Below are 22,907 nucleotides of genomic sequence, written 5' to 3'. Positions count from 1 at the left end.
GGCAAAATTTGTGGTATGTTCGACGACGAGGAGCTGTCCGAGATTCGGGCGGCGCGCACGGAGTGGGAATCCGACACGCTCGACCCCGTCCTGGAGAAGTACGGCGAGCGCAAGGACCGGTTCGCGACCGTCTCGAACCTCGAAGTCGACCGACTCTACGACCCCAGCGACGTCGACGACCTCGACTATCAGGAGGACCTTGGATATCCCGGCGAGTATCCGTACACGCGCGGCGTCTATCCGACGGGCTACCGGGGGCGGACGTGGACGATGCGGCAGTTCGCGGGCTTCGGAACCGCGGAGGAGACGAACGAGCGCTTCCACTACCTCATCGAGAACGGCCAGACCGGCCTCTCGACGGCGTTCGACATGCCCTCGTTGATGGGGTTGGACTCGGACGACCCGATGAGTCTCGGCGAGGTCGGGAAGGAGGGCGTCGCGGTGGACACCCTCCGCGACATGGAAATCCTGTTCGACGGCATCGACCTCAGCGAGGTCTCGACGAGTTTCACTATCAATCCGAGCGCGCCCGTCATCTACGCGATGTACGTCGCGCTCGCCGACCAGCAGGGAATCGACCGGAGCGAACTCCGCGGCACGCTCCAGAACGATATGCTCAAGGAGTTCATCGCGCAGAAGGAGTGGGTAATACCTCCGGAGCCGAGCCTCGACCTCGTCACGGACACGGTCGAGTTCTGCACGCGTGAGACGCCGAAGTTCCACCCCATCTCGATTTCGGGCTACCACATCCGCGAAGCCGGCAGTACGGCCGCCCAGGAACTCGCGTTCACGCTCGCGGACGGGTTCGCGTACGTCGAGGACGCCATCGAACGCGGCCTCGACGTGGACGAGTTCGCGCCGACGCTGAGCTTCTTCTTCAACAGCCACAACTCGCTGTTCGAGGAAGTGGCGAAGTTCCGCGCGGGCCGCCGCATCTACGCCCGCACGATGCGCGAGGAGTACGGCGCGGAGGCCGACGCGTCCCAGAAACTCAAGTTCCACACGCAGACCGCCGGTCAATCACTGACCGCCCAGCAGCCGCTGAACAACGTGATTCGCGTGACGATTCAGGCCATGGCCGCGGTCCTGGGTGGGACGCAGAGCCTGCACACGAACTCCTACGACGAAGCGCTCGCGCTCCCCTCGGAGGACGCGGTGCGGGTCGCGCTCCGAACCCAGCAAATCCTCGCCGAGGAGTCGGGCGTGGCTGACATCATCGACCCGCTCGGCGGGAGTTTCGCCGTCGAATCCCTCACGGACGAGATGGAGGAAACCGTCCTGGAGTACCTCGCGGAGATCGAGGAGATGGGCGACGGCTCCATCCGGGACGGCGTCCTCCAAGGCATCGAGGAGGGGTACTTCCACCGCGAGATTCAGGAGTCCGCGTACGAGTACCAAGAGCGCGTGGACGCGGGCGAGGAGGTCGTCGTCGGCGTGAACAAGTATTCGAGCGAGGACGACGACGAACTCGACCTCCTGCACATTGACGAGGAAGCGGCGCGCGAACGCCAGCTCTCCCGCCTCGAATCCGTGAAGGACGAGCGGGACGACGCGGCCGTCGCGGACGCGCTCTCGGCACTCGAAGACGCCGTCGACTCCGGCGAGAACACGATGCCGTACGTCGTGGACGCGGTGAAGGCGTACGCGACCATGGGCGAAATAATGGACGTGTTCGAGGCCGAACACGGTTCCTACCAGGAGACCGTCGGCGTCGCCTAGAGGTAGGCCGCGTCCCACCGGCTCGGCTTCCGGCTGTTCTCGCAGTCCGCGCACTCCACGCGCTCCATCGAGTTCATCACGGTGTCGAAGCTCCCGAAGTTCGAACAGTAGTAGCCGTAGCGGTGCTCTCGCTCCGCGTCAGTGTACGCCGTGTAGAACGCCGCTTCGCTCCCGCGCTCGCGCTCGTCGAGCGCGACGTACACGGTCTCGCCATCCACATCGTGCTCTTCGAGGGATTCCGTCGGGCCGTCGGCGTCGCGGCGCTTCACGTACGTGTGCTCGTCGAACGACTCGCCGCCGACCTCGACAGTGTGCGTGCCGACGCGCTCGTAGCCGTGCGCGTGGTAGAACGCGTTTCCGTCGTCGTTCGCGGCGAGCACGACGCCCTCGACGCGGTTCGCGCCGCGTTCGAGCGCGCGCTCCTCCGCGTCCTCGAGGAGTGCCGCGCCGACGCCCTCGCCGCGGCTGTCGGGATGGACGTGCAGCCACTGGATTTCGGCGGCGGACTCGTTCGGCTCGTCGAGTTCCACTTCGACGAACCCGACTACGCCACCGTCGGATTGGGCGACGACGTAGAACGTTCCCTCGTCGTTGATGCGGTCCGCGACGCGGTCCAGCGCATACCAGTCCGCCACCAGAGCCTCGACCGCGTCCTCGCCGAGCGCGTCCGCGTAGGACGCGTCGAGCGACGCGCGAGCGACTGTCCGAATCTCCTCCGCGTCGCCGTCGGCCGCAGCACGAACCTCCATGCTCTCGAGTAGCACGCCCAGACACATAATCCGGATGGCGGACACGACTTTGTCACTCGCGCCAGAAACGGCTCGCATGGACGCGCTCTGCTTCGACATGTACGGCACGCTCTGCGACACGTCCAGCGTCACCGCCGCGCTCCGTCGCGAACTCGACGCGAGCGCCGCGCACGCGGCGAACATCGACGCGACGTGGCGACGACGCCAACTCTCCTACGCGCAGCAGCGCTCCCAGATGAACGACTACGCGACGTTCCGCGCGGTCACGGCGGACGCGCTCGACTACGCGCTCGCCCGCCACAACGAATCGCCGAGCGAGGAGACGCGAAACCGCATCCTCGACGCCTACGACACTCTCGACCCGTTTCCCGACGCACTCGACGCGCTCGACGACCTCCAAGGCGAGTTCGACCTCGCCGTTCTCTCCAACGGCAACCCCGAGATGCTCGAAACGCTCGCTAGCACCACCGGAATCGACGAACGCGTCTCCCGAATTCTCAGCGCGGACACCGTCTCCACGTTCAAACCGTCGCCCGCAGTGTACGAACACGCCGCGAGCGAACTCGACCGAGCCCTCGACGAATGCTGGCTCGTCTCCTCCAACGCGTGGGACGTCGCCGGCGCCTCGAACGCCGGCATGAACGCCGCCTGGGTGAACCGGAACAACGACCCCGAAGAACGCGTCGGCGGCGCTGCGACCATTGAAGTCGAGTCGCTCGCCGCGCTCCCGGACGCGTTCTAGGCCTTATACCGGGAGACGAGCGCCACCAGTCCGAACGCGACCGTGAGCCCCGAACCGACCAGCACCATCCCGAGAACCGCGAGATTCAGCGGGGACATCGAGAGCATCAGCGGCCCCACGCCGATCGACGACACGCCCAGTTCCTCGAGCCGGGGTTGGATTGCGAGACCGATGAGGTAGCCGAACACACCAATGACCAGAATGGTCACTACGTACATCGTCTTGATGACGCGCCGACCGGACGTTTCTTCGCGCACACGAACTGCTTGCGGCCGGAGTGAGTAGGCTTTTGCGCTCTCGTCCCGCAGAATCGACTATGGACGAGTCGGACATCCTCTTGGTCACACTCATCGGTGTCGCACTCCTCATGTTCGTCACGGGATTCGTCCTCGTACTGAACTAAAACGGAGAACCGAAACCGAGATTTTCGAAGTCAGTCGGCGGACTGCGCCGCGTCCGCCTCCGCGTCTTCCTCGCCGCCGTCAGGGAGTTTCGTCTGAAGTTTCTGCTCGAACCACGCCCACTCGCGCGTGAACTGGTCCGTCTCTTTCAGGTTCCACGGGTCACCGTCCTCGACGCGCTTGCCGCCGCGGAAGGACTGAACCATGTTCCAGAGCCAGATGACCTGTCCGACGGCCATGATGACCGCGCCGAGCGTCGCGATGCCGTGCCCGCTGACGAACAGGCTCTGCAGCGCCTCGTGGTTCCCGGCGACCATCGAGATGTCGAACGTCGCGTACCGACGCGGCATCCCGCCGTAGCCGAGGATGAGCATGGCGATGAACGTGACGTTCCCGCCGATGATGGAGAGCCAGAAGTGCCACTGTGCGAGCTTCTTATTGTAGAGGCGGCCCGTGATGAGCGGGAAGTAGTAGTACGTCGCGGCGAACAGCGCGAACCCGATCATCCCGAACACGATGAGGTGGAAGTGACCGACCACGTAGTAGGTGTCGTGCATCAGGAGGTCGAACGGGATGGACGCGAGGAACACGCCCGTCACGCCGCCGAGGATGAAGTTCTGGAGCGCGCCGACGCAGAACAGCATCGGTGCGGTCAGCCGTATCTTCCCGTTCCACATCGTCGTAATCCAGTTGAACGTCTTCACCGCGCTCGGTATCGCGATAGCGAGCGAGACGGCCATGAAGCTCGCGCGGAGCCGGGGGTCCATCCCCGTCGTGAACATGTGGTGCGCCCACACGCCGAAGGAGAGGACGCCGATTGCGAGCGTCGAGTACACGACGAACTTGAACCCGAACAGCTTCCGACCCGAGAACTTCGGGATGAGCAGGCTCAGGACGCCCATCGGCGGCAGCACGAGGATGTACACCTCTGGGTGGCCGAAGAACCAGAAGAGGTGCTGCCAGAGCATCGTTCCACCGCCCTCGACGGTGAAGAACGTCGTGCCGAAGTTCCGGTCAAGCAGCAGCATGATGATCGCCGCGCCGAGCAGCGGGAACGCGAACAGGATGATGCCGCTCGTCGTGAGCACCGTCCAGCTGAAGATGTCGAGCTTCTTCCAGGCGACGTTGCGCTCAGCGACGATGGTCGCGATGAAGTTGATACCCGCCATCGTCGTCGCGATACCGGAGAGGTGCAGGCCGAGAAGCATCAGGTCGACGCCCGGGTTCGGAAGGTAAAGCGCGCCTTCAGCCGCCGATTTCCCCGTTATCGGGGGATACATCGTCCAGCTCGTCGCTGCCGGGATAACGTCGATTCCGAGCGGTTTCAGGAAGTAGCCCGCCCAGATGAGGAAGGTCGCGAACGGAAGAATCCAGAACGCGATGGCGTTGATGCGCGGGAACGCCATGTCGTCCGCGTCCACCAGAATCGGGATGACGTAGTTCCCGAACGCGAACGCCAGCGGCGCGGCGAACAGGAACAGCATCGTGATCCCGTGCGTGGTGAGAAGGCCGTTGTAGAGCGTCGCCCCGCCGATACCGCCGAGCAGGCCGCCGACGGTATTGAGGAAGTCCATCTCGGGGGTGATGAGCTCGAACCGCATCAGCATCGCCGACATACCGCCCCAGAGGAGCGTAACGATGCTGTACACGAGGTACATGATACCGATGTCCTTGTGGTCAACTGTCGTTAGCCACCGAGTAAGACCGCTCGGTTTCTCCGCGTGCCCGTATGCAGTTCCCTCGCCGTGACCGCCGCCACCGACAGGGGAGTAGGAGCGCCAGTCCTCGAGACGCGTGAGCCAGCCGGCCACGGCCACGAGGAGCACCCCCATCAACACGGTGAGCACCAGTTGCGGGGTGAGTTCCATGTACGAGACTGCGGACCGGAGCGTAAAGAAAGGTTAGGTTCCGCCTGCGTCTGGGACTATTCTTCGATGCGTTTCGCGGCGGCGTACGTCAGGATTGCGAGCGCGATGAACGGCAGTACCAGGAGCGCGTACTGGAGGACGAGCCCGAACAGGCCTTCGTCAGCCCAGGGGTTGAACACCACGAACATCGCGGTGAAGAACGCGAGTATCGCGAGGGGGACGAAGTTGACCGTCAGGTCGAGGAGCACGTCCTTGTCGAGCAGGTTGGCGGTCATTAGTCGGCTGTGCGCGCCGGCGACGGAAATATCTTTTCAGAGCCGGCCAGTCTCGTCGAGCCAGAACCCGATGCCGGCGAGGAACGCGATGACGCCGGCGCTGACGACGGTCACGGCGCGGATGCGAAGGCCCCAGTAGAAGAGTGCGCCGCCGGCGAGCGCGAACAGCGCGCCGATACCGAGTGCGGGCGCCCAGAGCGTCGACGCGTAGTCGGACTCGCGGAGGATGCCGATGACGCTCGCTTCGAGGAGAACGACGCCCCCGACGGCGATCGGGACGAGCGCGCCGCCGAACAGAATGCCGAGCTCGGAGAGCACGAACCCGAGCGCGATGAACATCGGCCACGGACTCGACCGCCGGTACTGGTCGCTCAGTCCGGGTTGTTCTTCCATGCCCTGAAGTTGGGCCGGGAGGCTTAGAAAACCCATCGTTTACGCGGCGACTGCGTACGTGATGAGGAAGAAGAAGTAGACGAGGACCAACGCCCCGAGCGCCTTGTACTGGAACAGCCGGAGGTCGTCGGCGTCCTCGTGGTAGGCCTCCTCGTAGGCGTCGCGTTCCCCGTCGCGCATCGCGTCGCGGTGGCTGCGGCCGATGTGGAGGTCGCGAATCGTCTCCGTGGGGAACGCCATCCCGCAGTGCGGACAGGTCGATGCATCCGCGTTTTCGGGCGCGTGTGTGTCGGTCATACGTAGGGAGTGGGGAGTTCGGGCTGGGTGACGATCCAGAGGCTCGTCATCGTGTACAGCACCATCACGAGCGTGACCGCGTACTGGCTGCGGAGCGCCTGAATCCGGCTCGGGAACGTCTCGAACGCGATGCTGTGCGCGACCCAGATGGCGAGCAGGTGGCCGACGAGCACGGACACGACCGGGACGGCCTGCAGCCAGCCCGGAATCGTGAGGCCGGGCACGGTCCCTGCGGTGAGCGGCGTGACGAGCGCGTGCACGAGCAGCGGGGAGAGCGCGAGGAAGTACGTGAGGTAGTGCGCGAGGTGGTAGGCGGCGGCTATCGCGAGCAGTGACGGCGCGAACAGTCGCGCGATGTCCGCGGCTGTCCGGTACGTCGGCGCGGTTCGGCGCGCGAGCCGCGCGGACGCCCGATAGACTCCGAGGAAGACGAGGTAGCCGCCGACGAGCGCGCCCGTGTACAGGACGGGCGCGGGGACGCCTGCGGGAACGACTCTCTCCGCGAGGTCGGTCCAGACCGGCGTGGACGTGAGGCCGTCGAACGTGGTCGCCCAGACGAGCGCGACGACGAACCCGACTTCGGAGCGGTCCGCGAGCAAGTCGTCGACCAATCCCGCGCCCGGCAACCGCAGACGGAGTCCGTCGTCGGTCCGCGTAATCGGCGCGACCGCGCCGTACAGCCGGAAGATGCGGGAGATCGGGTCGACGCGTTCGAACCAGTCCGCGACGCCGAAGGCGGCGCTCCCGGCGAGCGCGACCGCGAGGTAGGCCAGCGCGACCGCGGCGAGGACGCGCGGGTCGTCCGCGAGCGGACTCGTCACTTCGACGTACACGAGCACGAGGAGGAACGCGACGCTCGGCCACGCGCCGAGTCGCTCGGGGTACTCGCGGACGCCGTCGCCGAGCGGGCGGGCGAGCGTGCGGAACGGGTCGACGGCGGGCCACGTGTTCCCGACGAGGTACGTCGTCATCGCGTAGCCCGCCCACCAGCCCGCCCACACGACCACGATAGCCGCGGACTCCATCGGCGCTGTCGGCCCGAAAAAGCCCGAGACGACGACGAGCAACAGTCCGCCGAGGCCGACGAGCCGGCCGAGCCACGCGAGCGCGGACCCGGGAACCCGGACGCGGCGGCCGAGTTCGTGCACGTGTTCGATGAACGCACGGTCGGTCGCGAAGCTCGCGAGCAGGAAGGACGCGCCGACGACGCCGCCGCCCGTGAACAGGAACAGCCACGTCGGCACCGCCAGCCGGTCCGGCGCCGCGCCCGACAGCCCGCCCGAGTGCGCGAGCGCCGTGCCAGTGAACGCGACGAGCGCACTCACCACGGCGGCGGTTCCCGTGACGGCGCGAAGCCGGCCACTCATACTCGCGGTTTCGCGTGCCGGGGTACTGTCGGTTTCGAAACGCGGTTGGGAGGCTTTTTGGTGGTCGCCGAACAACAGCCGGCTATATGACCGCAGACGAGTCAGGCGGACACGGCTTCCTGCCAGCCGTCCGTGACTTCCCGCGCGGCTACGGTGAAGCGAGTTGGTGGCCGTTCATCGGCGCTATCGGCGCGAGCGGCCTCTACCTCGGCGCGATGCTCTACGTCTTCGCGCACGGGGACAACAACCTCCTCGGCAGTACCACACCCGGCATCGCGGTGTTCGGGTTCTCCGCCGTCGTATTCGTGTTCGGGCTGTTCGGCTGGATATACCACGCCTTCACGTACAAGTTCTGGGACAACGAATCCCACAACGAGGGCAAGAGCCTGCGCTGGGGGATGGTGTTGTTCCTCGCCACGGACATCGCGACGTTCGGCGGCGGGTTCGCGTACTACTTCTTCATCCGCTCCGGCGCGTGGGGCGAAGGGACGCTTCCACACGGCGGTATCTTCGGGTCGCTCGTCGTCCTGAACACCATCCTGCTCATCCTCTCCAGCTTCACCTTCCACTGGGCGGAGAAACGCCTCGCGAAGGACGACCACCGCGGGTTCGTCGCGGGGCTCGCCGTCACGCTCCTCCTCGGCATCGTCTTCCTCGGCGGCCAGGTGTACGAGTACTACGAGTTCATCGTCCACGAGGGCTTCACGCTCAGCGAGGGTATCTTCGGGAGCGCGTTCTTCGGCCTCACCGGCCTCCACGGGCTCCACGTGACGCTCGGTGTGCTCCTCATCGGTATCGTCCTCGTCCGCGCCATCCGCGGCCAGTTCTCCAGCGAGCGCCACGCCGCCATCACCACGGTTTCCTGGTACTGGCACTTCGTCGACGCCGTCTGGATCTTCCTCGTGCTCGCGCTCTACGTCGGCGGCCAGCTCGGCACCGGCCTCGGCGCCAGCCTCTAACCACCGGTCTTCTTTCGTTTCGACGCCACCCTATAGCGCGAGCTCCCTCGAATGCGTCGCCCGCAATCGAGACACGGCGCCTCCGAGTCAGCTGTCGAGACCGCGGAGCGCCGTCTCGATGGCCGTATCGCCTCTCAGGAGTTCGAACGTCGTGCCGTTCGTCTCCTCGACAGTGAGCGTTTCAACGAGCGTCGCGGCGGTGTCCTCGCGGGGAATCGTGGCGTCGTCGCGGTCGAGGTCCGCGCCCACTCGGATGCGGCCCGTGCCGGGGTCGTCGCTGAGCGCGCCCGGCCGCACGACCGTGTACGTGAGTTCGCTCTCGCGGAGGTAGTCGTCCGCCGCTGCTTTCGCCCGCAAGTACTCGCGGAGCGCCTCCGGGCTCTCCTGTGGCTGGTCGGCGTTCATCGCGGACAGCATCACGAAGCGCTCGGTGTCGGTCGCTTCGGCGGCGTCGACGCACGCCATCGCGCCGTCCCGGTCCACGCCCCACACGTCCTCGCCGCTCGACCCCGCGGCGAACACGACGGCGTCGCAGTCCGCGAACGCACTGTCGAGGCTCTCACGGTCCGTCACGTCACCCCGAACCGGTTCGCCACCCCAAGACGCCACGTCGTCGACGTATTCCTGCTTGCGGACGAGTCCGACTGGCTCGTGGTCCTCGTGTTCCGCGAGCAACCGAACGACGTGCCGTCCGACCTGTCCGTGTGCACCGGCGACGAGTACGCGCATACCCCGAGGTAGTCAGCGCAGCGAGAAGTGTCTGGTGTCGACAGCGAACCACACGGGACAGCGAAATCGCGTGAAAAACAGCGAGTATGTCGCGTTACGCGCTCGCGTTGGCGGTGGTGTTCGTCGCGCCGTTCTCCGCGAGGAACTGCTTGTACTCGGAGTCGCTCACGACCTTCACCGACCCGAGCATCTGGGAGTGCGCCGCGCCACAGAACTCGGCGCAGTAGAGCACGTACGGCTGGTCGCGCTCAGCGTCGTCGAGCGTGGTCTGCATGACGTTCACGCGCGACGGCATCACGTCCTGCTTCAGGCCGAGCGCGGGCACGTGCACCGCGTGCAGCACGTCCTCGCTGTGCAGGCGGAGGACGACGGTGCTGTCGTCCGGCAACACCAGTTGGCTGTTCACCGTGAAGTTCTGGAGCGTCTGCTCCGTGCTGTTCACGGTGACGGTCTCGTTACCGACCGGGTACTCGAACCGCCAGCCCCACTGGTAGGCGATGACGTCCACGACGACGGGATCCTCTTGGGCCATCGTGTCGTTCACGGTGTCGCCCGTCGTGGTGACGCCGGGCGCGGCCAGGCCGCCGTACGCGGCGAGGCCGACGAACAGCAGGACCACGGCGGTCGCGACGGTCCACGTGATTTCGAGTCGGCGGTTCTCCTTCGTTGGTTTCGGTTCGTCCGATTTCCGGAACTTCCAGACGGTGTAGAAGAGCGCGGCCTCGACGAGAATCGTGATCGGGAGCGCGGCCGCGAGCAGAACGTTACTCACGTTGTTAATCGCGTCCAGCGAGTTCGAGGGGGCTGCCGCCGCGGGCGTCACCGCGAGCGCGAGCAACCCGAGCCCCGCCACCGTCAGGGACACCAACCGCTTTCCTCTCATATACGTCTATGGTTCGGGAACTGGGTTAATAATACTGCTGTCTTCCGGGTATCGGGAAGCAAGCGGACAGTACAAGTACGGGGACGCGCAAGCCCTAATTGAGAACCGTGTCCAACTCTCCGTCGGACGCGCGCGTTCGGTTCACGCGGCTGCTCGTCGCGGCGACGATGGGCGTGTATGCGCTCGTCGTCGTGGGTGCGACGACAGCCATCACGGACGCCGCGCGGTCGTGCACGACGTGGCCGGCCTGTGGCGGCCAGTGGCTTCAGGTGTCCTCGTTCGACCTCGCTATCGTCTGGGGACATCGACTAACCGCCGTCTTGGTCGCCGCGCTCGTACTCGCGACGCTCGCACTCGCGTGGCGCAACGACGAACCGCGGCGCGTCCAGGCAGCCATCGCGGGGGCCGTCCTCCTCTACCCCGTCCAGGTCGGCATCGGCGCGTTCGCCGCCGTCTCCGGAACGCCCGCGACGGTGTCCGCCATCCACCTCGTCGTCGGGGTCGGCATCTTCGCGGGACTCGTCCTCGCGCTCGCGTGGACGCTCGAATCCCAGACCGCCGACCTCCCCTCCAGCGAGTCCGAGCCCCGCGAGGGCGACGCCGACCCCGACCCCGCGATTACGGTGTCCGGTCCCGTCGCGACCGCCTACGCCTACTTCCGGTTGATGAAACCGCGACTGATGTGGCTGCTCTGCCTCGTCGCCGGCGCGGGGATGGCGCTCGCCGCCGGCCCCGGCCTCAGCGTCGAAACCGTGTTCTGGACGTTCCTCGGCGGCGTGCTCTCCATCGGCGCGAGCGGGACGTTCAACCACGTACTCGAACGCGACATCGACGAGAAGATGAACCGCACCAACGACCGCCCGACCGTCACCGACGAGGTGCCCATCCGGAACGCGGTCGCGTGGGGCGTCTTCCTCGCCGCAGCCTCGGTGTGGGCGTTCCTCCACCTCAACCTCCTCGCCGCCGGCCTCGGCGTCGCCGCCATCCTGTTCTACTCGGTGGTGTACACGCTCGTCCTCAAGCCGAACACCGTCCAGAACACCGTCATCGGCGGCCTTGCGGGCGCGCTCCCCGCGCTCATCGGCTGGGCCGCCGTGACGAACGAACTCGGCGTCCCCGCGTTCGCGCTGGCGGGCGTCATCTTCCTCTGGACGCCCGCGCACTTCTACAACCTCGCGCTCGCCTACAAGGACGACTACGCCCGCGGCGGCTTCCCGATGATGCCCGTCGTTCGCGGCGACGCACCCACGCGCAAACACATCGTCTACTACCTCGGCGCGACCCTGATGGCCGCCGCCGCGCTCGCGTGGGTGTCCCGCCTCGGCTTCCTGTTCGCCGCCACCAGCATGGCGCTCGGCGCGCTCTTCCTCTGGATGGTCGTCCGCCTCCACCGCGAACGCGACCGCTCCGCCGCGATGCGCGCGTTCCACGCGTCGAACGCCTACCTCGGCGCGGTCTTGGTCGCCATCGCCGCAGACGCACTCCTCGTCCTGTAAGACTTTTCACGCCCGACTCGGAAGGCGCGCGTATGACCGAGCCCTCCCCCGACTGGCTGGTCTCGAAAGCCCTCGACATGGTCGCTATCGTGTTCGTCGGCCTCGTCGCCCAGACACTCATCTGGGCCGCCGTCCACGAGTTCTCTTCCTTCACTGCGGGTAATATGTCCCACCTGCTGGCCGACTTCGGGCGCGGACTCGCCGAGGCCGTGTTCTACGGCGCGCTCCTCACCGCCGGTCTGTACGCCATCGTCGTCGGTGTCTCGCGCGCTCTCGACGACCGCGACGTGCGCTAATCGGAACCCTTACCGCCGTATTCGCGCTAGCCTCGCGCATGGAACCGGTCGTCGCCGCGGACGACGTGTCGAAGTCGTACGACGGGACGCGCGCGCTCGACGGCGTCTCCTTGGCCGTCCCCGCGGGCGAGGTGTTCGCGCTCATCGGCCCGAACGGCGCGGGGAAGACCACGCTCGTCCGGTGTCTCACCGGCACCGCCACGCCCGACACCGGGTCGGTCTCCCTGCTCGGCGAGTCGCCGCGCGAGTCCGGCCGCGAACGCCTCGGCCTGCTCCCGCAGTCGTTCGACCCGCCCGACCGCCTCACGCCCCGCGAGCTCGTCGCGTACTACGCCGGCCTCTACGAGGACGCGCGGCGTCCCGCGGACGCCCTGCGCGAGGTCGGAGTCGACCCCGATACCGAAACGTGGTACGGCGACCTCTCCGGGGGCGAACAGCGCCGCACCGCCGTCGCGTGCGCGCTCGTGAACGACCCGGACGTGCTGTTCGTGGACGAACCGACCACGGGGGTCGACCCCGCCGGCCGCCGCGACCTCTGGGAGGTGTTCGAAGACCTCGCGGATTCCGGGACGACCATCTTCCTCACGACCCACTACATGGCCGAGGCGGAGCGCCTCGCGGACACCGTCGGCCTGCTCGCGGACGGACAGTTGGTGGCGGAGGGCGACCCGTCGAGTCTCGTCGCGGAGTACGGCGGCGACAGCCGCGTCGTCGTCGAGACGGACGCCACTCCCGAGGCGTTCGCGGACGCCGAGTTCGCACCGCGCGCGACGGACGACGGTCTCGTGTTCGAGGACGTGCCCGCGACCGACATCGGCCGCGTCGTCGACGCGTTCGACGCCCGCGGCCTCGCGTTCGGCGCGGTCGAGTGGCGCGAACCCGACCTCGAAGACGTCTACCTCGCGCTCGCCGACGACGCGACTGACGGCCGTGCGGCCGACGGACGCTCTCCGGAGGTGGTTCGGTGAGTTCGCTCGCCCGCGTCCGCTCGGAGGCCCGCGCGTCCCTGAAGTCGTTCCTGCGACGGCGTACAGCCGTGTTCTTCACGTTCTTCTTCCCCGTCCTCCTCATCGTCATCTTCGCCGGATTGGTGCGAACCGGTGGCGGCGGTACCGGGTTGTTCAGCCAGCCGCCGGGCTACTACGTCCCCGCATACCTCGCCACCGTCGTCCTGTTCACGCCGCTCAGTCGCGTCGGAAGCACGGTCGCCCGCCACCGGGAAGGCGCGCGTTTCGAGAAACTCTCCACGACCCCGCTCGCGGCGTGGGAGTGGCTCGCGGCGCACACGCTCGTGAACGTCGCGCTCATCGCCGCCGCCTGTACCGTGCTCGTCGGCGCGCTCGCCGTCACCGGCGCGGACTTCACGCTCAGCCCGTGGCTCGTCGCGTTCGTCCCCGTCGCCTCGGTGCTCTTCTGCGGAATCGGCGCGGTGCTCGGGAGTCTCGCGGACTCCCAAGACGGCGCGATTTCGATGTCGAACGGCATCGCGCTCCCCCTCCTCTTCCTCTCGGACACGTTCGTCTCGCCCGCCGCGCTCCCCGAGTGGTTCGTCCCGCTGCTGAACCTCAGTCCGCTTACGTACTTCGCGCGCGGCGTCCGCGCCGCCACCTACACCGCCGGAAACCCTGCTCCCGAGTTCGCTGTTACGCTCGTGCTCGCGGCGCTCGCGTTCCTCGTCGGCGTGTACGCGCTCCCGTGGCGCGAGAACTAGCATCGCAGGGGTTATCCGTCGCGTCGAACTAAATCGGGTAGACGGCACGGTCGGTTGGTCACCTTTCAGCCCGCCTCGCGGGTCACGCACCGGCCGACCTACCCCGTCTACTCTAACAACTCGCGAGCGACAGCGCTCCTTATCGCGGGACCGCGGAGTAGACGTGGTTCAACATCCAGTACGTGACGACGCCGAGGAAGAGACTCAGCGACCACGCCGCCGCGGCGATGCGGCCCACGCGCGGGTGGAGGGTGTCGCCGAGTCGGTCGATGGGCTGCGTGAGGCCGAGCACGACCGCGTGTAGGACGAAGGGAACGGAGACCGCGGAGAGGAGGATGTGGATGGCGAGCATCGCGAGGTACGACCCGTACACGATGGACTCGTACTGCGCGAGGAACTGGCCCTGTCGGATGACGATTTCCTTCTCGTAGCCGCCGCCGACCTTCCACAGGTAGAGCACGAGGAAGACCATGATGAGCGTGAACGCGGTGAGCATCGCGGCGCGGTGCTGGCGGAGGCGGCGCTGCTTCACGAGGTAGACACCGAGGAGGAGAGCGCTCAACGCGAGCGTGTTGACGGCCGCGATGAGGTGGCTGAACAGGTCCACCGTCTCCTTCCCGATTTTCGGGACGGGGAGCACGCCGCCGAACGCGCCGAACACGAGCGCGTACCCCAGAACCGAGAGGGCGATAGTGAGCGTGCGCGGGTTCTCCCGGGCCCAGTCGCGGAAGCCTGCCATACCCTACTCCTGAACGGGCGGCGTCTACGGTGTTTCGCTTCTCGGATACAACTCCGGTTGCCCAAGTACAATTAAGGTGTAATAGGGTTCCGTTAGAGTGAAACCCACTTCCGTCGAGAATCCGAACATGAGCGACAGTTCGGAACGCAAGATCCGCTGCCTCGTCGCGAAGGTCGGCCTCGACGGCCACGACCGCGGCGCGCACGTCATCGCGCGCGCCTTCCGCGACGCCGGGTTCGAGGTCATCTACTCCGGCCTCCATCAGGCCCCCGAAGACATCGTGCAGGCCGCGGTCCAGGAGGACGTGGACGTCGTCGGCATCAGCATCCTCTCCGGCGCGCACAACACGCTCGTCCCGAAAGTCATCGAGGGCCTCGAGGAGTACGGCGCGTTCGAGGACACGCTCCTCATCGTCGGCGGCATCATCCCGGACGAGGACCGCCCCGAACTCGAAGACGCCGGCGTCGACGCCATCTTCGGCCCCGGGACGCCGATGGAAGAGACTATCCAGTTCATCCGCAAAAACGTGCCCGAACGCTAGATGGAACCCCCAGAACTCGTCTCGGCCCTCCTCGACGGGAAGCATCGAGCGCTCGCCCGCGCCATCACCAAGATAGAGAACCGCAGCGAGGGCTACCGCGACATCGTCGCCGCGCTCCACGAACACACCGGCCACGCCGACGTCATCGGCATTACCGGCAGCCCCGGTGCCGGCAAGTCCACGCTCGTCGACAAACTCGCGGCCGAGTACCGCGACCGCGGCCTCACCGTCGGCGTCATCGCCGTCGACCCCTCCAGTCCCTTCTCGGGGGGTGCGGTGCTCGGCGACCGCATCCGCATGGGGTCGAACGTCGGCGACATGGACGTGTTCTTCCGGTCGATGAGCGCGCGCGGCACCCTCGGCGGCCTCTCTACTGCTACTTCTGACGCCGTGAAAGCGCTCGACGCGTTCGGGAAGGACAAAATCCTCATCGAGACCGTCGGCGCGGGCCAGAACGAAGTCGACGTGGTGAAGACCGCGGACACGGTCGCCGTGCTCGTCCCGCCGAGCAGCGGGGACGACGTCCAGATGCTCAAGGCCGGCATCCTCGAAATCGGGGACGTGTTCGTCGTGAACAAGGCCGACCTCGCCGGGAGCGACAAAACGGTCCAGGAGCTCCGCGGGATGCTGGAGATGCGCGACCGCGCGGACGGCGACTGGGAACCCGATATCGTCGAGACGGTCGCGAACACGGGCGAGGGCGTCGACGACCTCCTCTCGGTGTTCGACGCGCACGCCGACTGGCTGGACGACACCGGGAAGCGCGACGACATCGAGCGAAAGCGCTACGCGGAGGAGATACGGACGCTCCTCCGGAACGACGCGGGCGCGCTCGTCGAGGCCGAAATCGAACGCCGGGACGGTATGGACGAGTTCGTGGACGCGGTCGTCGCGCGAGAGACCGACCCCTACACCATCGCGGACGACGTGCTCGAACCGTTCCGCGACGCCGTCCGACACAACGACTAAGCGACTCGCGACCCCCAGTTCTCCTATGCGTCTCCGCAGACTCCTCGCCGGCGCAGCCGGCGGTCTCGCCGGCACGGCGGCCGTGAACAGACTGCTCACCGCGCGCGCCGGCGACCTCCACCCCGGCCTCGACGGCACCCAGCACACGTATCGCTGGCGCGGGTTCGACGTGGCGTACACCGAACGCGGCGACCCGAACGACCCCGACCTCCTCCTCCTGCACGGGATGCACGCGGCCGCATCCAGCCACGAGTTCCGCGGCATCGTCGACCGACTTTCCGAGGAGTACCACGTACTCGCACCCGACCTGCCCGGGTTCGGGCGGAGCGACCGCCCCGCCGTCGCGTACACGACCGACCTCTACGAGTCGTTCGTCCGCGATTTCGCACGCGACCGCATCGAGAACGCCGTCTGTCTCGCGTCCTCGCTCTCGGGTGCGCACGCCGCCATCGCCGCCGACGCCGTCGACTTCTCCCGGCTCGTGCTCGTCTGCCCGGCCGCCGACACGACCGTCGAGCGACCGTGGCTGCGCGCGCTCTTCCGCGCGCCCGTCGTCGGCACCGGCCTGTTCAACCTCCTCGTCTCCAAGCCGAGCCTGGAGTACTTCGACCAGCGCGACGCCTACTACCACCCGCAGAACGTCGACGCCGAGACCGTGAACTACCAGTGGCGGACCAGCCATCAGGCGAACGCGCGGTTCGCGCCCGCGTCGTTCGTCGGCGGCTACCTCGACCCCGTCGTCGACTTGGGGAGTCAGCTCGCCGACCTCGACGCGCCCGTGACGCTCGTCTGGGGGCGCGAAGCCGAACTCACCACGCTCACCGAGGGCCGACGGCTCGCAGAAGAAGGCGACACGCGCCTCGTCGTCGTGAACGAAGCCCGCCTCACGCCGCACGCGGAACACCCCGAGGCGTTCCTCTCGGCGCTCTCGCGCGAACTACCGCGGCTCGAAGACGACTGACCGCGACTCCTCTTCGCCACCGACCGACGCGGACACCTCGTCGCCGATGTCTACCGACTCTTCGTCCGCGAGCACGCGGCCCGTCAGCCGAACGGCACCGAAGTCCGCGACCGCGGTCACGTACGGCGCCTCGTCCGCGAAGGCCGGCGTCGGCACGTGCACCACCGTATAGGAGTCGATGGTTCCCGACTCGGGGAGCGCGGTCTCGCTGAGGTCGCGGTCGCCGCAGTGCGGGCAGACCGTGCGCGGCGGCAGGCTCCCGTGGCCGTTCGCGCATTCGAGGTAGTAGCCGTCGCCCGATTCCAACGCATCGAGGAAGTCGTCGTGTCCGTCGTTCATTCTTGGATTTCTAGGACGTGAACAGTCGCAGACGCGACCGTGCCGCCGGCGTTGTGCGCGACGCCCACGCGGGCGTCGGAGACGTGCTCGCTGTTGTGGTGGTCGCCCCGCAGGAGCGATGTCAGCTCCGCGAGCTGGCTGACGCCCGTCGCGCCCACCGGATGCCCCTTCGCCTTCAGGCCGCCGGAGAGGTTCACCGGGAGGTCGCCGTCCCGCGTCGTGACGCCGTCCGCGGCCGCTCGGATTCCCTCGCCCTCGTCGAAGAAGCCCATGCCTTCGAGCGCGAGGACTTCCGCGATGGTGAAGCAGTCGTGGACCTCCGCCACGTCCACGTCGTCAGTGCTGATGCCGGCGTCCGCGAACGCCTCGTCCGCGGCGTCGGCCGCGGCGGGCGTGTGCGCGAGCGCGTCGCGGTCGTGGAGAGCCATCTTGTCCCCGCCCTGGCCGGTGCCGGTAACCGCGACGCCCGCGTCCAGGTCGTGTTCGTCGGCGTAGGACTCGCTCACGAGCACCGCGGCGCTCGCGCCGTCCGTGATGGGGCAGGCGTCGTAGAGGCCGAGCGGCTCCGCGACCATCGGCGCGTCCAGCGCGTCCCCCACAGTTATCTCGCGCTGGAACTGCGCGTGCTCGTTCCCGACGGCGTTCGCGTGGTTCTTCACCGCGATTTCCGCGAGGTCCTCCCGGCTCCCGCCGTGCTCGTCGAAGTACGCGGCCGCCATCAGCGCGTACGCTCCCGGGAACGTCAGTCCGGCGCGAACCTCGTAGAGGTCGTCCGCCGCGATGGCGAGCGCCTCCGTTGTCTCCTCCGTGTCGAGGTTCGTCATGCGCTCCGCGCCGCCGACGACGAGCACGTCCGCCTCGCCGTTCCGCACGTCCCGCACGGCCTGCCGGAGCGCCACGCCGCTCGACGCGCACGCGGACTCGTACCGCGTCGCCGGCGCGTCCACGCCGATGGCTTCCGCCATCAGCGGGCCCTGATGGCCCTGGTGTTCCGAAATCTCGCCCATGAAGTTCCCGTAGAACACGCCCTCCACGTCCGCGGGGTCGACACCGGCGTCGTCGAGCGCCGCCAGCCCGGCCTCCGCGAAGAGGTCACGACTCGTCCGCGCGGGATGGGAGCCGAAGTGAGTGAGGCCCACACCCGCGACTCGGGGGTCAGTCATACCCTGACGTACGGCAACTCCCCCTAAAAGAGACGCGAAACCGGCGACGAAATTCGACAAACGACGAAACGCTGATTCGCCGGGCCGGCAGTACAGTAGCATCCGGCGGCCTACGGTATCCGGCATCGGCGCGCGCCGCGCGCCGTTCTCCGGTCGCCGTTGGCGACCGGCTTTTTCCCTCCAGGGTTTTGGCGGAGGGGGTCGCTGCGCGATCCCCTCACGCGAAAAAGGTGGGGCTACATCCCCATGTCGTCCGCCGGTTCGGGGACGGGGAGGTCGGTGGGGTCGACGTGGAGGAGTTCGGCGGCGTGGTCGAGCGCCATGTCGAAGCCGTAGTAGCGTTCGAGTTCGTCGCCGTCCGCGGTGGGGCGGACTTTGAGCATCGCGTAGCCCTCTCGGTTCTGGGCGATGGCGGCCGTGTGGCCGCCTTTCTCGAATTCGAGGACGCGCTCCTCGTCGGTCTCGTAGTACCGGGCGGTGATGCCGTTCCCCTCGGCGGTGTCGGTCATACGTCGACCACTCCCCGAACGATTACGGGTGTTTTGGTCGAACGCCTCCCGTCCGATTCGCTCGACCGCGTTTCGTGTCTTCCAGGGCCGCTTACTGCATCATGCGGCGCGCGATGGTGTTCCGGAGGATTTCGCTCGTCCCCTCGTAGATCTCGTTGAGCTTGGCGTCGCGGTAGTAGCGCTCCACGTCGAAGTCCTTCGTGTAGCCGTAGCCGCCGTGAATCTGGATGGCTTCGTTCGCGACTTCGCGCGAGATCTCGCTCGCGTAGAGTTTCGCCTGCGCGGCGTCCTTGATGTAGTCCTCGCCCCGGATTTTCTTGTCCGCGGCCTTGTGCATCAGCATGCGTGCGGACTCGACTTTCGTGTCCATGTCCGCGAGTTTGTGCTGGATGGCTTGGAACTCGCTGATGGGCTGGTCGAACTGCTCGCGGTCCTGCGCGTACGCGAGGGAGTCTTCGAGCGCGGCGCGGGCGATGCCGATGGAGCGCGCGGCGATGGTGATGCGGCCGCCGTTCAGGGTTTCGAGGGCGTGACGGAACCCGTCGCCCTCGTCGCCGAGGCGTCGGTCCACGGGGATGTGCATGTCGTCGAAGCGGAGTTCGGCGGTCGGACAGCCCTTGTCGCCGAGTTTGTCCTCCGTTCCCTCGACGATGAAGCCGTCGTCCTCCTCCGGGCGGACGACGAACGTCGAAATCTCCTCGTCGCCCGTCTTCGCGAACAGCGTCACGGTGTTGGCGACGGAGCCGTTCGAAATCCAGAGCTTTCCGCCGTTCACGACGTACTCGTCGCCGTCCTTCTCCGCCGTCGTCTGCATCGCGGGCACGTCGGAGCCCGCTTGCGGTTCGGAGAGCGCGAACGCGCCGAGGTCCTCCCCGCGGTTCATCGCCGGCAGGTACTCCGCGACCTGGTCGTCGTCACCGTAGTGGTAGACGACGTTGCTCGCAAGGCTGGTGTGCGCCGCGACGACGGTACCGAGACCGCCGCTGCCGCGCGCGATCTCCTCCAACGCGAGCGCGTACGAGTGGTAGTCGAGGCCCGCGCCGTCGTACTCCTCGGGGAACGGCATCCCCATCAGGCCGAGGTCGCCCATCTCGTCGATGAGGTCCCACGGCACCTCGTCGGTCTCGTCGATCTCCGCCGCGCGCGGCTTCACTTCCTCGTCCACGAACTCCGCCACCATCTCCCGAATCTGCCGTTGTTCCGCGCTCGGGCTGAAATCCATACGCTAGCCTTCGAGTGTCAATCCTTAGGGGTTCCGTTCGCGCCTCTCGCCCGGTGGCTTTTCGTTTCTGCGGCCCCTTAGTGGGGCTAATGCGCGAGCGTGCGAGCAGCCGAACCGCCGACGTGGCGTGGTGTTTCGACGCGGTCGACGGTGTCTCCCGGACTTTCGCCATCACCGTCGACGTCCTCGACGAGCCGATGGCATCCCGGATCTGTGTCGGCTATCTCCTGTGTCGGGTCGCGGACACCGTCGAGGACGCCGGCCACATCCCTGCGGACGAGAAGGCCGCCGTCCTCCGGACGTACGCCGACACGCTCGACCCCGAACAGGAGACGACCATCGATGACTTCGCGGACGCGGTCGAACCCTGGGTGCCCGCGGACCGGGACGCGGACTGGGACGTGGTCGCGAACGCCGACCGTCCGGTCGCCGCGTTCGAGAGCCTCCCGGCCGCCGACCGCGAAGCCATGTTGCCGCCCGTTCACGAACTCGTCGAGGGGATGGCGGAGTTCGTCGCGCGGCACGCCGACACCGGCGGCCTCCGAATCCACTCCGTCGAGGAACTCGAAGAGTACTGCTGGTACGCCGCCGGCACCGTCGGCGACCTCGTGACGAACCTCCTCGTCCGCCACACGTCCCCCGAGCGCGAGCGCGTGCTCCGGGAGAACGCCGAGGACTTCGCGCTTCTCCTCCAGCTCGTGAACGTCGCGAAGGACGTACGTGACGACTACGAGAGCGAGGACAACGTCTACCTCCCGCAGGAGTGGCTGGACGAGGCCGGTATCGACCAGGACGCCGTGAACGACCCGAACAACGAGGCCGCGGTCGCGGACGTCATCGAGCGCCTCGTCGGGCACGCGGACGGGTACGCGGACGGCGCGCAGACCTATCTCGAACACCTCCCGCTCAAGTACGGGAACACGCTCGCCGCGTGGGCCATCCCCTACCTGCTCGCCGTCGGTACCATGCGCGAACTCCGCCAGCGCCCGCAGGACGTGCTCCGCACCGGCGACGCGAAGGTCTCGAAGACCGAGGTGTTCTCACTCATCCAGCGGTTCAGCGACGGCGTGCGCCGCGACGACCTGGAGACGCTCCGCGACGAGATAGCGGACAGCCCTTACACGTACTAGTTACCGACGCAGCAGCGTCACCGCGACCGCGCCGACCGCGACCGCCGCGCCGATGGCTGTTCCTACGGTGTTCCCGTCGCCGCCGAACCGCCAGCCGAGCACGGTGTAGGCGTACACGCCGAACACGAAACAGGCCGCGGCGACGGCCGTCGCGACGATGGACGAAGTGTCGCTCATACGCCTCGTTTTCTCGGCCGCCGGCAAAAATCTAGTCGTACTCGTAGAAGCCCTGGCCGGTCTTCTTTCCGAGGTCGCCGGCGTCGACCTTGCGCTTGAGGAGGTAGGCGGGCTTGTAGCGGTCGCCGAGTTCGTCGTGCAGGGTCTGAGTGGCGTCGAGGCAGACGTCGAGGCCGATGTGGTCCGCGAGTTCGAGGGGACCCATCGGGACGTTCGTACCGAGTTTCATGCCCGTGTCGATGTCCTCCTTCGTGGCGACGCCCTCGTCGAACGCCCGGATGCCCTCGTTTATCCAGGGCATCAGGATGCGGTTGGAGACGAACCCGGGTTTGTCGTCGGACTCCCAGGTCTCCTTCTCCAGGGACTCGGCGAACTCGTGGGCGAGCGCGGTCGCGTCGTCGTCGGTCTTCTCTCCGGCGACGACTTCGACGCCCTTCATCACGGGAACGGGGTTCATGAAGTGCAGGCCGACGACGTGGTCGGGGCGCTCGGTCGCGGACGCGATGGTGGTGATGGAGAGCGTGCTCGTGTTCGTCGCGAGCACCACGTCGTCGTCCACGGTCGCGTCGAGGTCGGCGAAGATGTCCTGCTTGATGTCCATGTTCTCCACCGCGGCCTCGACGACGAGGTCGGCGTCCGCGAGGTCGTCGAGCGCCGTCGTCCCCGCGATTCGGTCGAGGACGCCGTCACGCTCCGCCTCACTGAGTTTCTCCTTCTTCACGAACCGGTCGAGGCTGTCCCGGATGGTGTCGAACCCGGACTCCACGAAGTCCTCCTCGACGTCCCGCATCACCACGTCGTAGCCGTGGGTCGCGGCGACCTGCGCGATACCGCTTCCCATCGTTCCCGCGCCCACGACGCCCACGGTCTCTATCTCGTCGAATCCACGCATACCAGAGAATCGACGCGAGCCGTGCCTAAAGGTAGCGGAGTCGTCCGGTCACTCGTGCCAGTAGTGGTCGATAAGTAGCGTCCCAGCGCGAACAACCGTGTAGAGTACGGCCGTGACGAACGCGAGCGGGACGACGGTCGGCCACAGCACGGCAAGGTCGTCGAGCAAGTAAATCGCGTGAACGTCGAGTCGCGCGAATACGTACGTGAGAATGCCCAAGGCTGTGTTGAGGGCGGCGGCGAGCAGTATCCAGAACGCGAATATTCCGGCGATGACGAGACTTTCCCCGACCGCCCATCGGAAGCGTCCGACGAGCGGGTCCGGGATGCTGGTGGAGGACATCGTTCGAACCTTTCACGAGCAGGATAAAAAGACTGGGT

Annotated in this window: 28 protein-coding genes; 11 read left to right on the top strand and 17 right to left on the bottom strand. The window is 67.1% G+C overall.

Translation table 11 applies throughout. From position 1 onward, the window contains the following. Positions 1-15: 15 nt before the first annotated feature. Complete coding sequence (locus ACOZ4O_RS04815; protein WP_424524181.1) at positions 16-1,719, top strand: acyl-CoA mutase large subunit family protein; 1,704 nt, start codon at positions 16-18, stop codon at positions 1,717-1,719. On the opposite strand, the gene ACOZ4O_RS04810 is transcribed toward ACOZ4O_RS04815, so the two are convergent. Beyond that, a complete protein-coding gene (locus tag ACOZ4O_RS04810; protein ID WP_424524180.1) occupies positions 1,716-2,468 on the bottom strand; it encodes a GNAT family N-acetyltransferase in 753 nt (250 codons plus the stop codon). The genes ACOZ4O_RS04815 and ACOZ4O_RS04810 overlap by 4 nt on opposite strands. Positions 2,469-2,544: 76 nt before the next feature. On the opposite strand from ACOZ4O_RS04810, the gene ACOZ4O_RS04805 reads away from it, so the two are divergent. Further along, entirely contained in the window at positions 2,545-3,210 is a 666-nt protein-coding gene (locus ACOZ4O_RS04805) for a haloacid dehalogenase type II (protein WP_424524179.1), read from the top strand. On the opposite strand, the gene ACOZ4O_RS04800 is transcribed toward ACOZ4O_RS04805, so the two are convergent. From ACOZ4O_RS04800 to ACOZ4O_RS04775, 6 genes are all read right to left on the bottom strand, one after another. Continuing rightward, on the bottom strand, positions 3,207-3,467 hold the full coding sequence (locus tag ACOZ4O_RS04800; RefSeq protein WP_424524178.1) for a DUF7520 family protein: 261 nt from the start codon (positions 3,465-3,467) through the stop codon (positions 3,207-3,209). The genes ACOZ4O_RS04805 and ACOZ4O_RS04800 overlap by 4 nt on opposite strands. A 176-nt stretch (positions 3,468-3,643) precedes the next feature. Then, positions 3,644-5,479 (bottom strand): cbb3-type cytochrome c oxidase subunit I, encoded by a 1,836-nt coding sequence (locus ACOZ4O_RS04795; RefSeq protein WP_424524177.1) that lies wholly within the window; start codon positions 5,477-5,479, stop codon positions 3,644-3,646. Positions 5,480-5,535: 56 nt separating this feature from the next. Continuing rightward, positions 5,536-5,754 (bottom strand): DUF6684 family protein, encoded by a 219-nt coding sequence (locus tag ACOZ4O_RS04790; protein ID WP_424524176.1) that lies wholly within the window; start codon positions 5,752-5,754, stop codon positions 5,536-5,538. A gap of 36 nt (positions 5,755-5,790) precedes the next feature. Beyond that, the gene (locus ACOZ4O_RS04785; RefSeq protein ID WP_424524175.1) at positions 5,791-6,147 is read right to left on the bottom strand and encodes a DUF7541 family protein; all 357 of its coding nucleotides are present in this window, start codon (positions 6,145-6,147) and stop codon (positions 5,791-5,793) included. A 39-nt stretch (positions 6,148-6,186) separates the two neighbouring features. Continuing rightward, on the bottom strand, positions 6,187-6,444 hold the full coding sequence (locus tag ACOZ4O_RS04780; RefSeq protein WP_424524174.1) for a DUF7410 domain-containing protein: 258 nt from the start codon (positions 6,442-6,444) through the stop codon (positions 6,187-6,189). After that, a complete protein-coding gene (locus tag ACOZ4O_RS04775) occupies positions 6,441-7,811 on the bottom strand; it encodes a hypothetical protein (protein WP_424524173.1) in 1,371 nt (456 codons plus the stop codon). Before ACOZ4O_RS04775 ends, ACOZ4O_RS04780 begins: the two co-directional genes overlap by 4 nt. Positions 7,812-7,897: 86 nt before the next feature. Between ACOZ4O_RS04775 and ACOZ4O_RS04770 the strand changes: the two genes are divergently transcribed. Further along, entirely contained in the window at positions 7,898-8,770 is an 873-nt protein-coding gene (locus ACOZ4O_RS04770; protein WP_424524172.1) for a cytochrome c oxidase subunit 3, read from the top strand. An 87-nt stretch (positions 8,771-8,857) separates the two neighbouring features. Here ACOZ4O_RS04770 and ACOZ4O_RS04765 read toward each other — a convergent pair whose 3' ends face one another. Both ACOZ4O_RS04765 and coxB read right to left on the bottom strand, forming a co-directional pair. Next, positions 8,858-9,499 (bottom strand): SDR family oxidoreductase, encoded by a 642-nt coding sequence (locus tag ACOZ4O_RS04765; protein WP_424524171.1) that lies wholly within the window; start codon positions 9,497-9,499, stop codon positions 8,858-8,860. A 94-nt stretch (positions 9,500-9,593) separates the two neighbouring features. Next, complete coding sequence (gene coxB / locus ACOZ4O_RS04760) at positions 9,594-10,382, bottom strand: cytochrome c oxidase subunit II (RefSeq protein WP_424524170.1); 789 nt, start codon at positions 10,380-10,382, stop codon at positions 9,594-9,596. Positions 10,383-10,480: 98 nt separating this feature from the next. Between coxB and cyoE the strand changes: the two genes are divergently transcribed. Genes cyoE through ACOZ4O_RS04740 form a run of 4 tightly spaced genes read left to right on the top strand, consistent with a single transcriptional unit; the run spans position 10,481 to position 13,885 of the window. Next, positions 10,481-11,878, top strand: a complete 1,398-nt coding sequence (cyoE, locus tag ACOZ4O_RS04755) for a heme o synthase (RefSeq protein WP_424524169.1) — start codon at positions 10,481-10,483, stop codon at positions 11,876-11,878. Between the two features lie 32 nt (positions 11,879-11,910). After that, on the top strand, positions 11,911-12,174 hold the full coding sequence (locus tag ACOZ4O_RS04750) for a hypothetical protein (protein ID WP_424524168.1): 264 nt from the start codon (positions 11,911-11,913) through the stop codon (positions 12,172-12,174). Between the two features lie 38 nt (positions 12,175-12,212). Then, a complete protein-coding gene (locus tag ACOZ4O_RS04745; protein WP_424524167.1) occupies positions 12,213-13,142 on the top strand; it encodes an ABC transporter ATP-binding protein in 930 nt (309 codons plus the stop codon). After that, entirely contained in the window at positions 13,139-13,885 is a 747-nt protein-coding gene (locus ACOZ4O_RS04740) for an ABC transporter permease (protein WP_424524166.1), read from the top strand. The genes ACOZ4O_RS04745 and ACOZ4O_RS04740 overlap by 4 nt, the downstream gene beginning before the upstream one ends. 139 nt (positions 13,886-14,024) lie before the next feature. Here the strand turns inward: ACOZ4O_RS04740 and ACOZ4O_RS04735 are convergent, their stop codons facing one another. Next, a complete protein-coding gene (locus tag ACOZ4O_RS04735; protein ID WP_424524165.1) occupies positions 14,025-14,624 on the bottom strand; it encodes a DUF420 domain-containing protein in 600 nt (199 codons plus the stop codon). Between the two features lie 127 nt (positions 14,625-14,751). Between ACOZ4O_RS04735 and ACOZ4O_RS04730 the strand changes: the two genes are divergently transcribed. The 3 genes from ACOZ4O_RS04730 to ACOZ4O_RS04720 are packed head-to-tail and all read left to right on the top strand — an operon-like array spanning position 14,752 to position 17,095. Further along, the gene (locus ACOZ4O_RS04730; protein WP_424524164.1) at positions 14,752-15,165 is read left to right on the top strand and encodes a cobalamin B12-binding domain-containing protein; all 414 of its coding nucleotides are present in this window, start codon (positions 14,752-14,754) and stop codon (positions 15,163-15,165) included. Continuing rightward, positions 15,166-16,134, top strand: a complete 969-nt coding sequence (meaB, locus tag ACOZ4O_RS04725; protein ID WP_424524163.1) for a methylmalonyl Co-A mutase-associated GTPase MeaB — start codon at positions 15,166-15,168, stop codon at positions 16,132-16,134. 25 nt (positions 16,135-16,159) lie between these two features. After that, positions 16,160-17,095 (top strand): alpha/beta fold hydrolase, encoded by a 936-nt coding sequence (locus ACOZ4O_RS04720; RefSeq protein WP_424524162.1) that lies wholly within the window; start codon positions 16,160-16,162, stop codon positions 17,093-17,095. On the opposite strand, the gene ACOZ4O_RS04715 is transcribed toward ACOZ4O_RS04720, so the two are convergent. The 4 genes from ACOZ4O_RS04715 to ACOZ4O_RS04700 all read right to left on the bottom strand — a co-directional run bounded on the left by ACOZ4O_RS04715 (position 17,072) and on the right by ACOZ4O_RS04700 (position 20,328). Next, on the bottom strand, positions 17,072-17,434 hold the full coding sequence (locus tag ACOZ4O_RS04715) for a Zn-ribbon domain-containing OB-fold protein (RefSeq protein WP_424524161.1): 363 nt from the start codon (positions 17,432-17,434) through the stop codon (positions 17,072-17,074). The two genes, ACOZ4O_RS04720 and ACOZ4O_RS04715, sit on opposite strands and share 24 nt — an antisense overlap. Beyond that, positions 17,431-18,597 carry a thiolase C-terminal domain-containing protein gene (locus ACOZ4O_RS04710; RefSeq protein WP_424524160.1) on the bottom strand — a complete coding sequence of 389 codons (1,167 nt, stop codon included), beginning with the start codon at positions 18,595-18,597 and terminating at the stop codon, positions 17,431-17,433. The genes ACOZ4O_RS04715 and ACOZ4O_RS04710 overlap by 4 nt, the downstream gene beginning before the upstream one ends. A gap of 236 nt (positions 18,598-18,833) precedes the next feature. Continuing rightward, positions 18,834-19,106 carry a DUF7111 family protein gene (locus ACOZ4O_RS04705; RefSeq protein WP_424524159.1) on the bottom strand — a complete coding sequence of 91 codons (273 nt, stop codon included), beginning with the start codon at positions 19,104-19,106 and terminating at the stop codon, positions 18,834-18,836. A gap of 91 nt (positions 19,107-19,197) precedes the next feature. After that, on the bottom strand, positions 19,198-20,328 hold the full coding sequence (locus tag ACOZ4O_RS04700) for an acyl-CoA dehydrogenase family protein (RefSeq protein WP_424524158.1): 1,131 nt from the start codon (positions 20,326-20,328) through the stop codon (positions 19,198-19,200). 89 nt (positions 20,329-20,417) lie between these two features. Here ACOZ4O_RS04700 and ACOZ4O_RS04695 point away from each other — a divergent pair, with 89 nt between their 5' ends. Then, positions 20,418-21,458, top strand: coding sequence for a phytoene/squalene synthase family protein (locus tag ACOZ4O_RS04695; RefSeq protein ID WP_424524157.1), 1,041 nt, complete (start codon positions 20,418-20,420; stop codon positions 21,456-21,458). Here ACOZ4O_RS04695 and ACOZ4O_RS04690 read toward each other — a convergent pair whose 3' ends face one another. The 3 genes from ACOZ4O_RS04690 to ACOZ4O_RS04680 are packed head-to-tail and all read right to left on the bottom strand — an operon-like array spanning position 21,459 to position 22,869. After that, the gene (locus ACOZ4O_RS04690) at positions 21,459-21,635 is read right to left on the bottom strand and encodes a hypothetical protein (protein WP_424524156.1); all 177 of its coding nucleotides are present in this window, start codon (positions 21,633-21,635) and stop codon (positions 21,459-21,461) included. Positions 21,636-21,666: 31 nt separating this feature from the next. After that, complete coding sequence (locus tag ACOZ4O_RS04685) at positions 21,667-22,527, bottom strand: 3-hydroxyacyl-CoA dehydrogenase family protein (protein ID WP_424524155.1); 861 nt, start codon at positions 22,525-22,527, stop codon at positions 21,667-21,669. Positions 22,528-22,575: 48 nt separating this feature from the next. Beyond that, positions 22,576-22,869, bottom strand: coding sequence for a hypothetical protein (locus tag ACOZ4O_RS04680; RefSeq protein ID WP_424524154.1), 294 nt, complete (start codon positions 22,867-22,869; stop codon positions 22,576-22,578). Positions 22,870-22,907 lie beyond the last annotated feature (38 nt).

Origin of the sequence: Salarchaeum japonicum, assembly GCF_049705945.1 — an archaeon.
GTDB lineage: Archaea > Halobacteriota > Halobacteria > Halobacteriales > Halobacteriaceae > Salarchaeum > Salarchaeum japonicum_A.
Note: the sequence above shows the minus strand (reverse complement) of the source record. Positions and strands in the feature narration are given on the sequence as shown.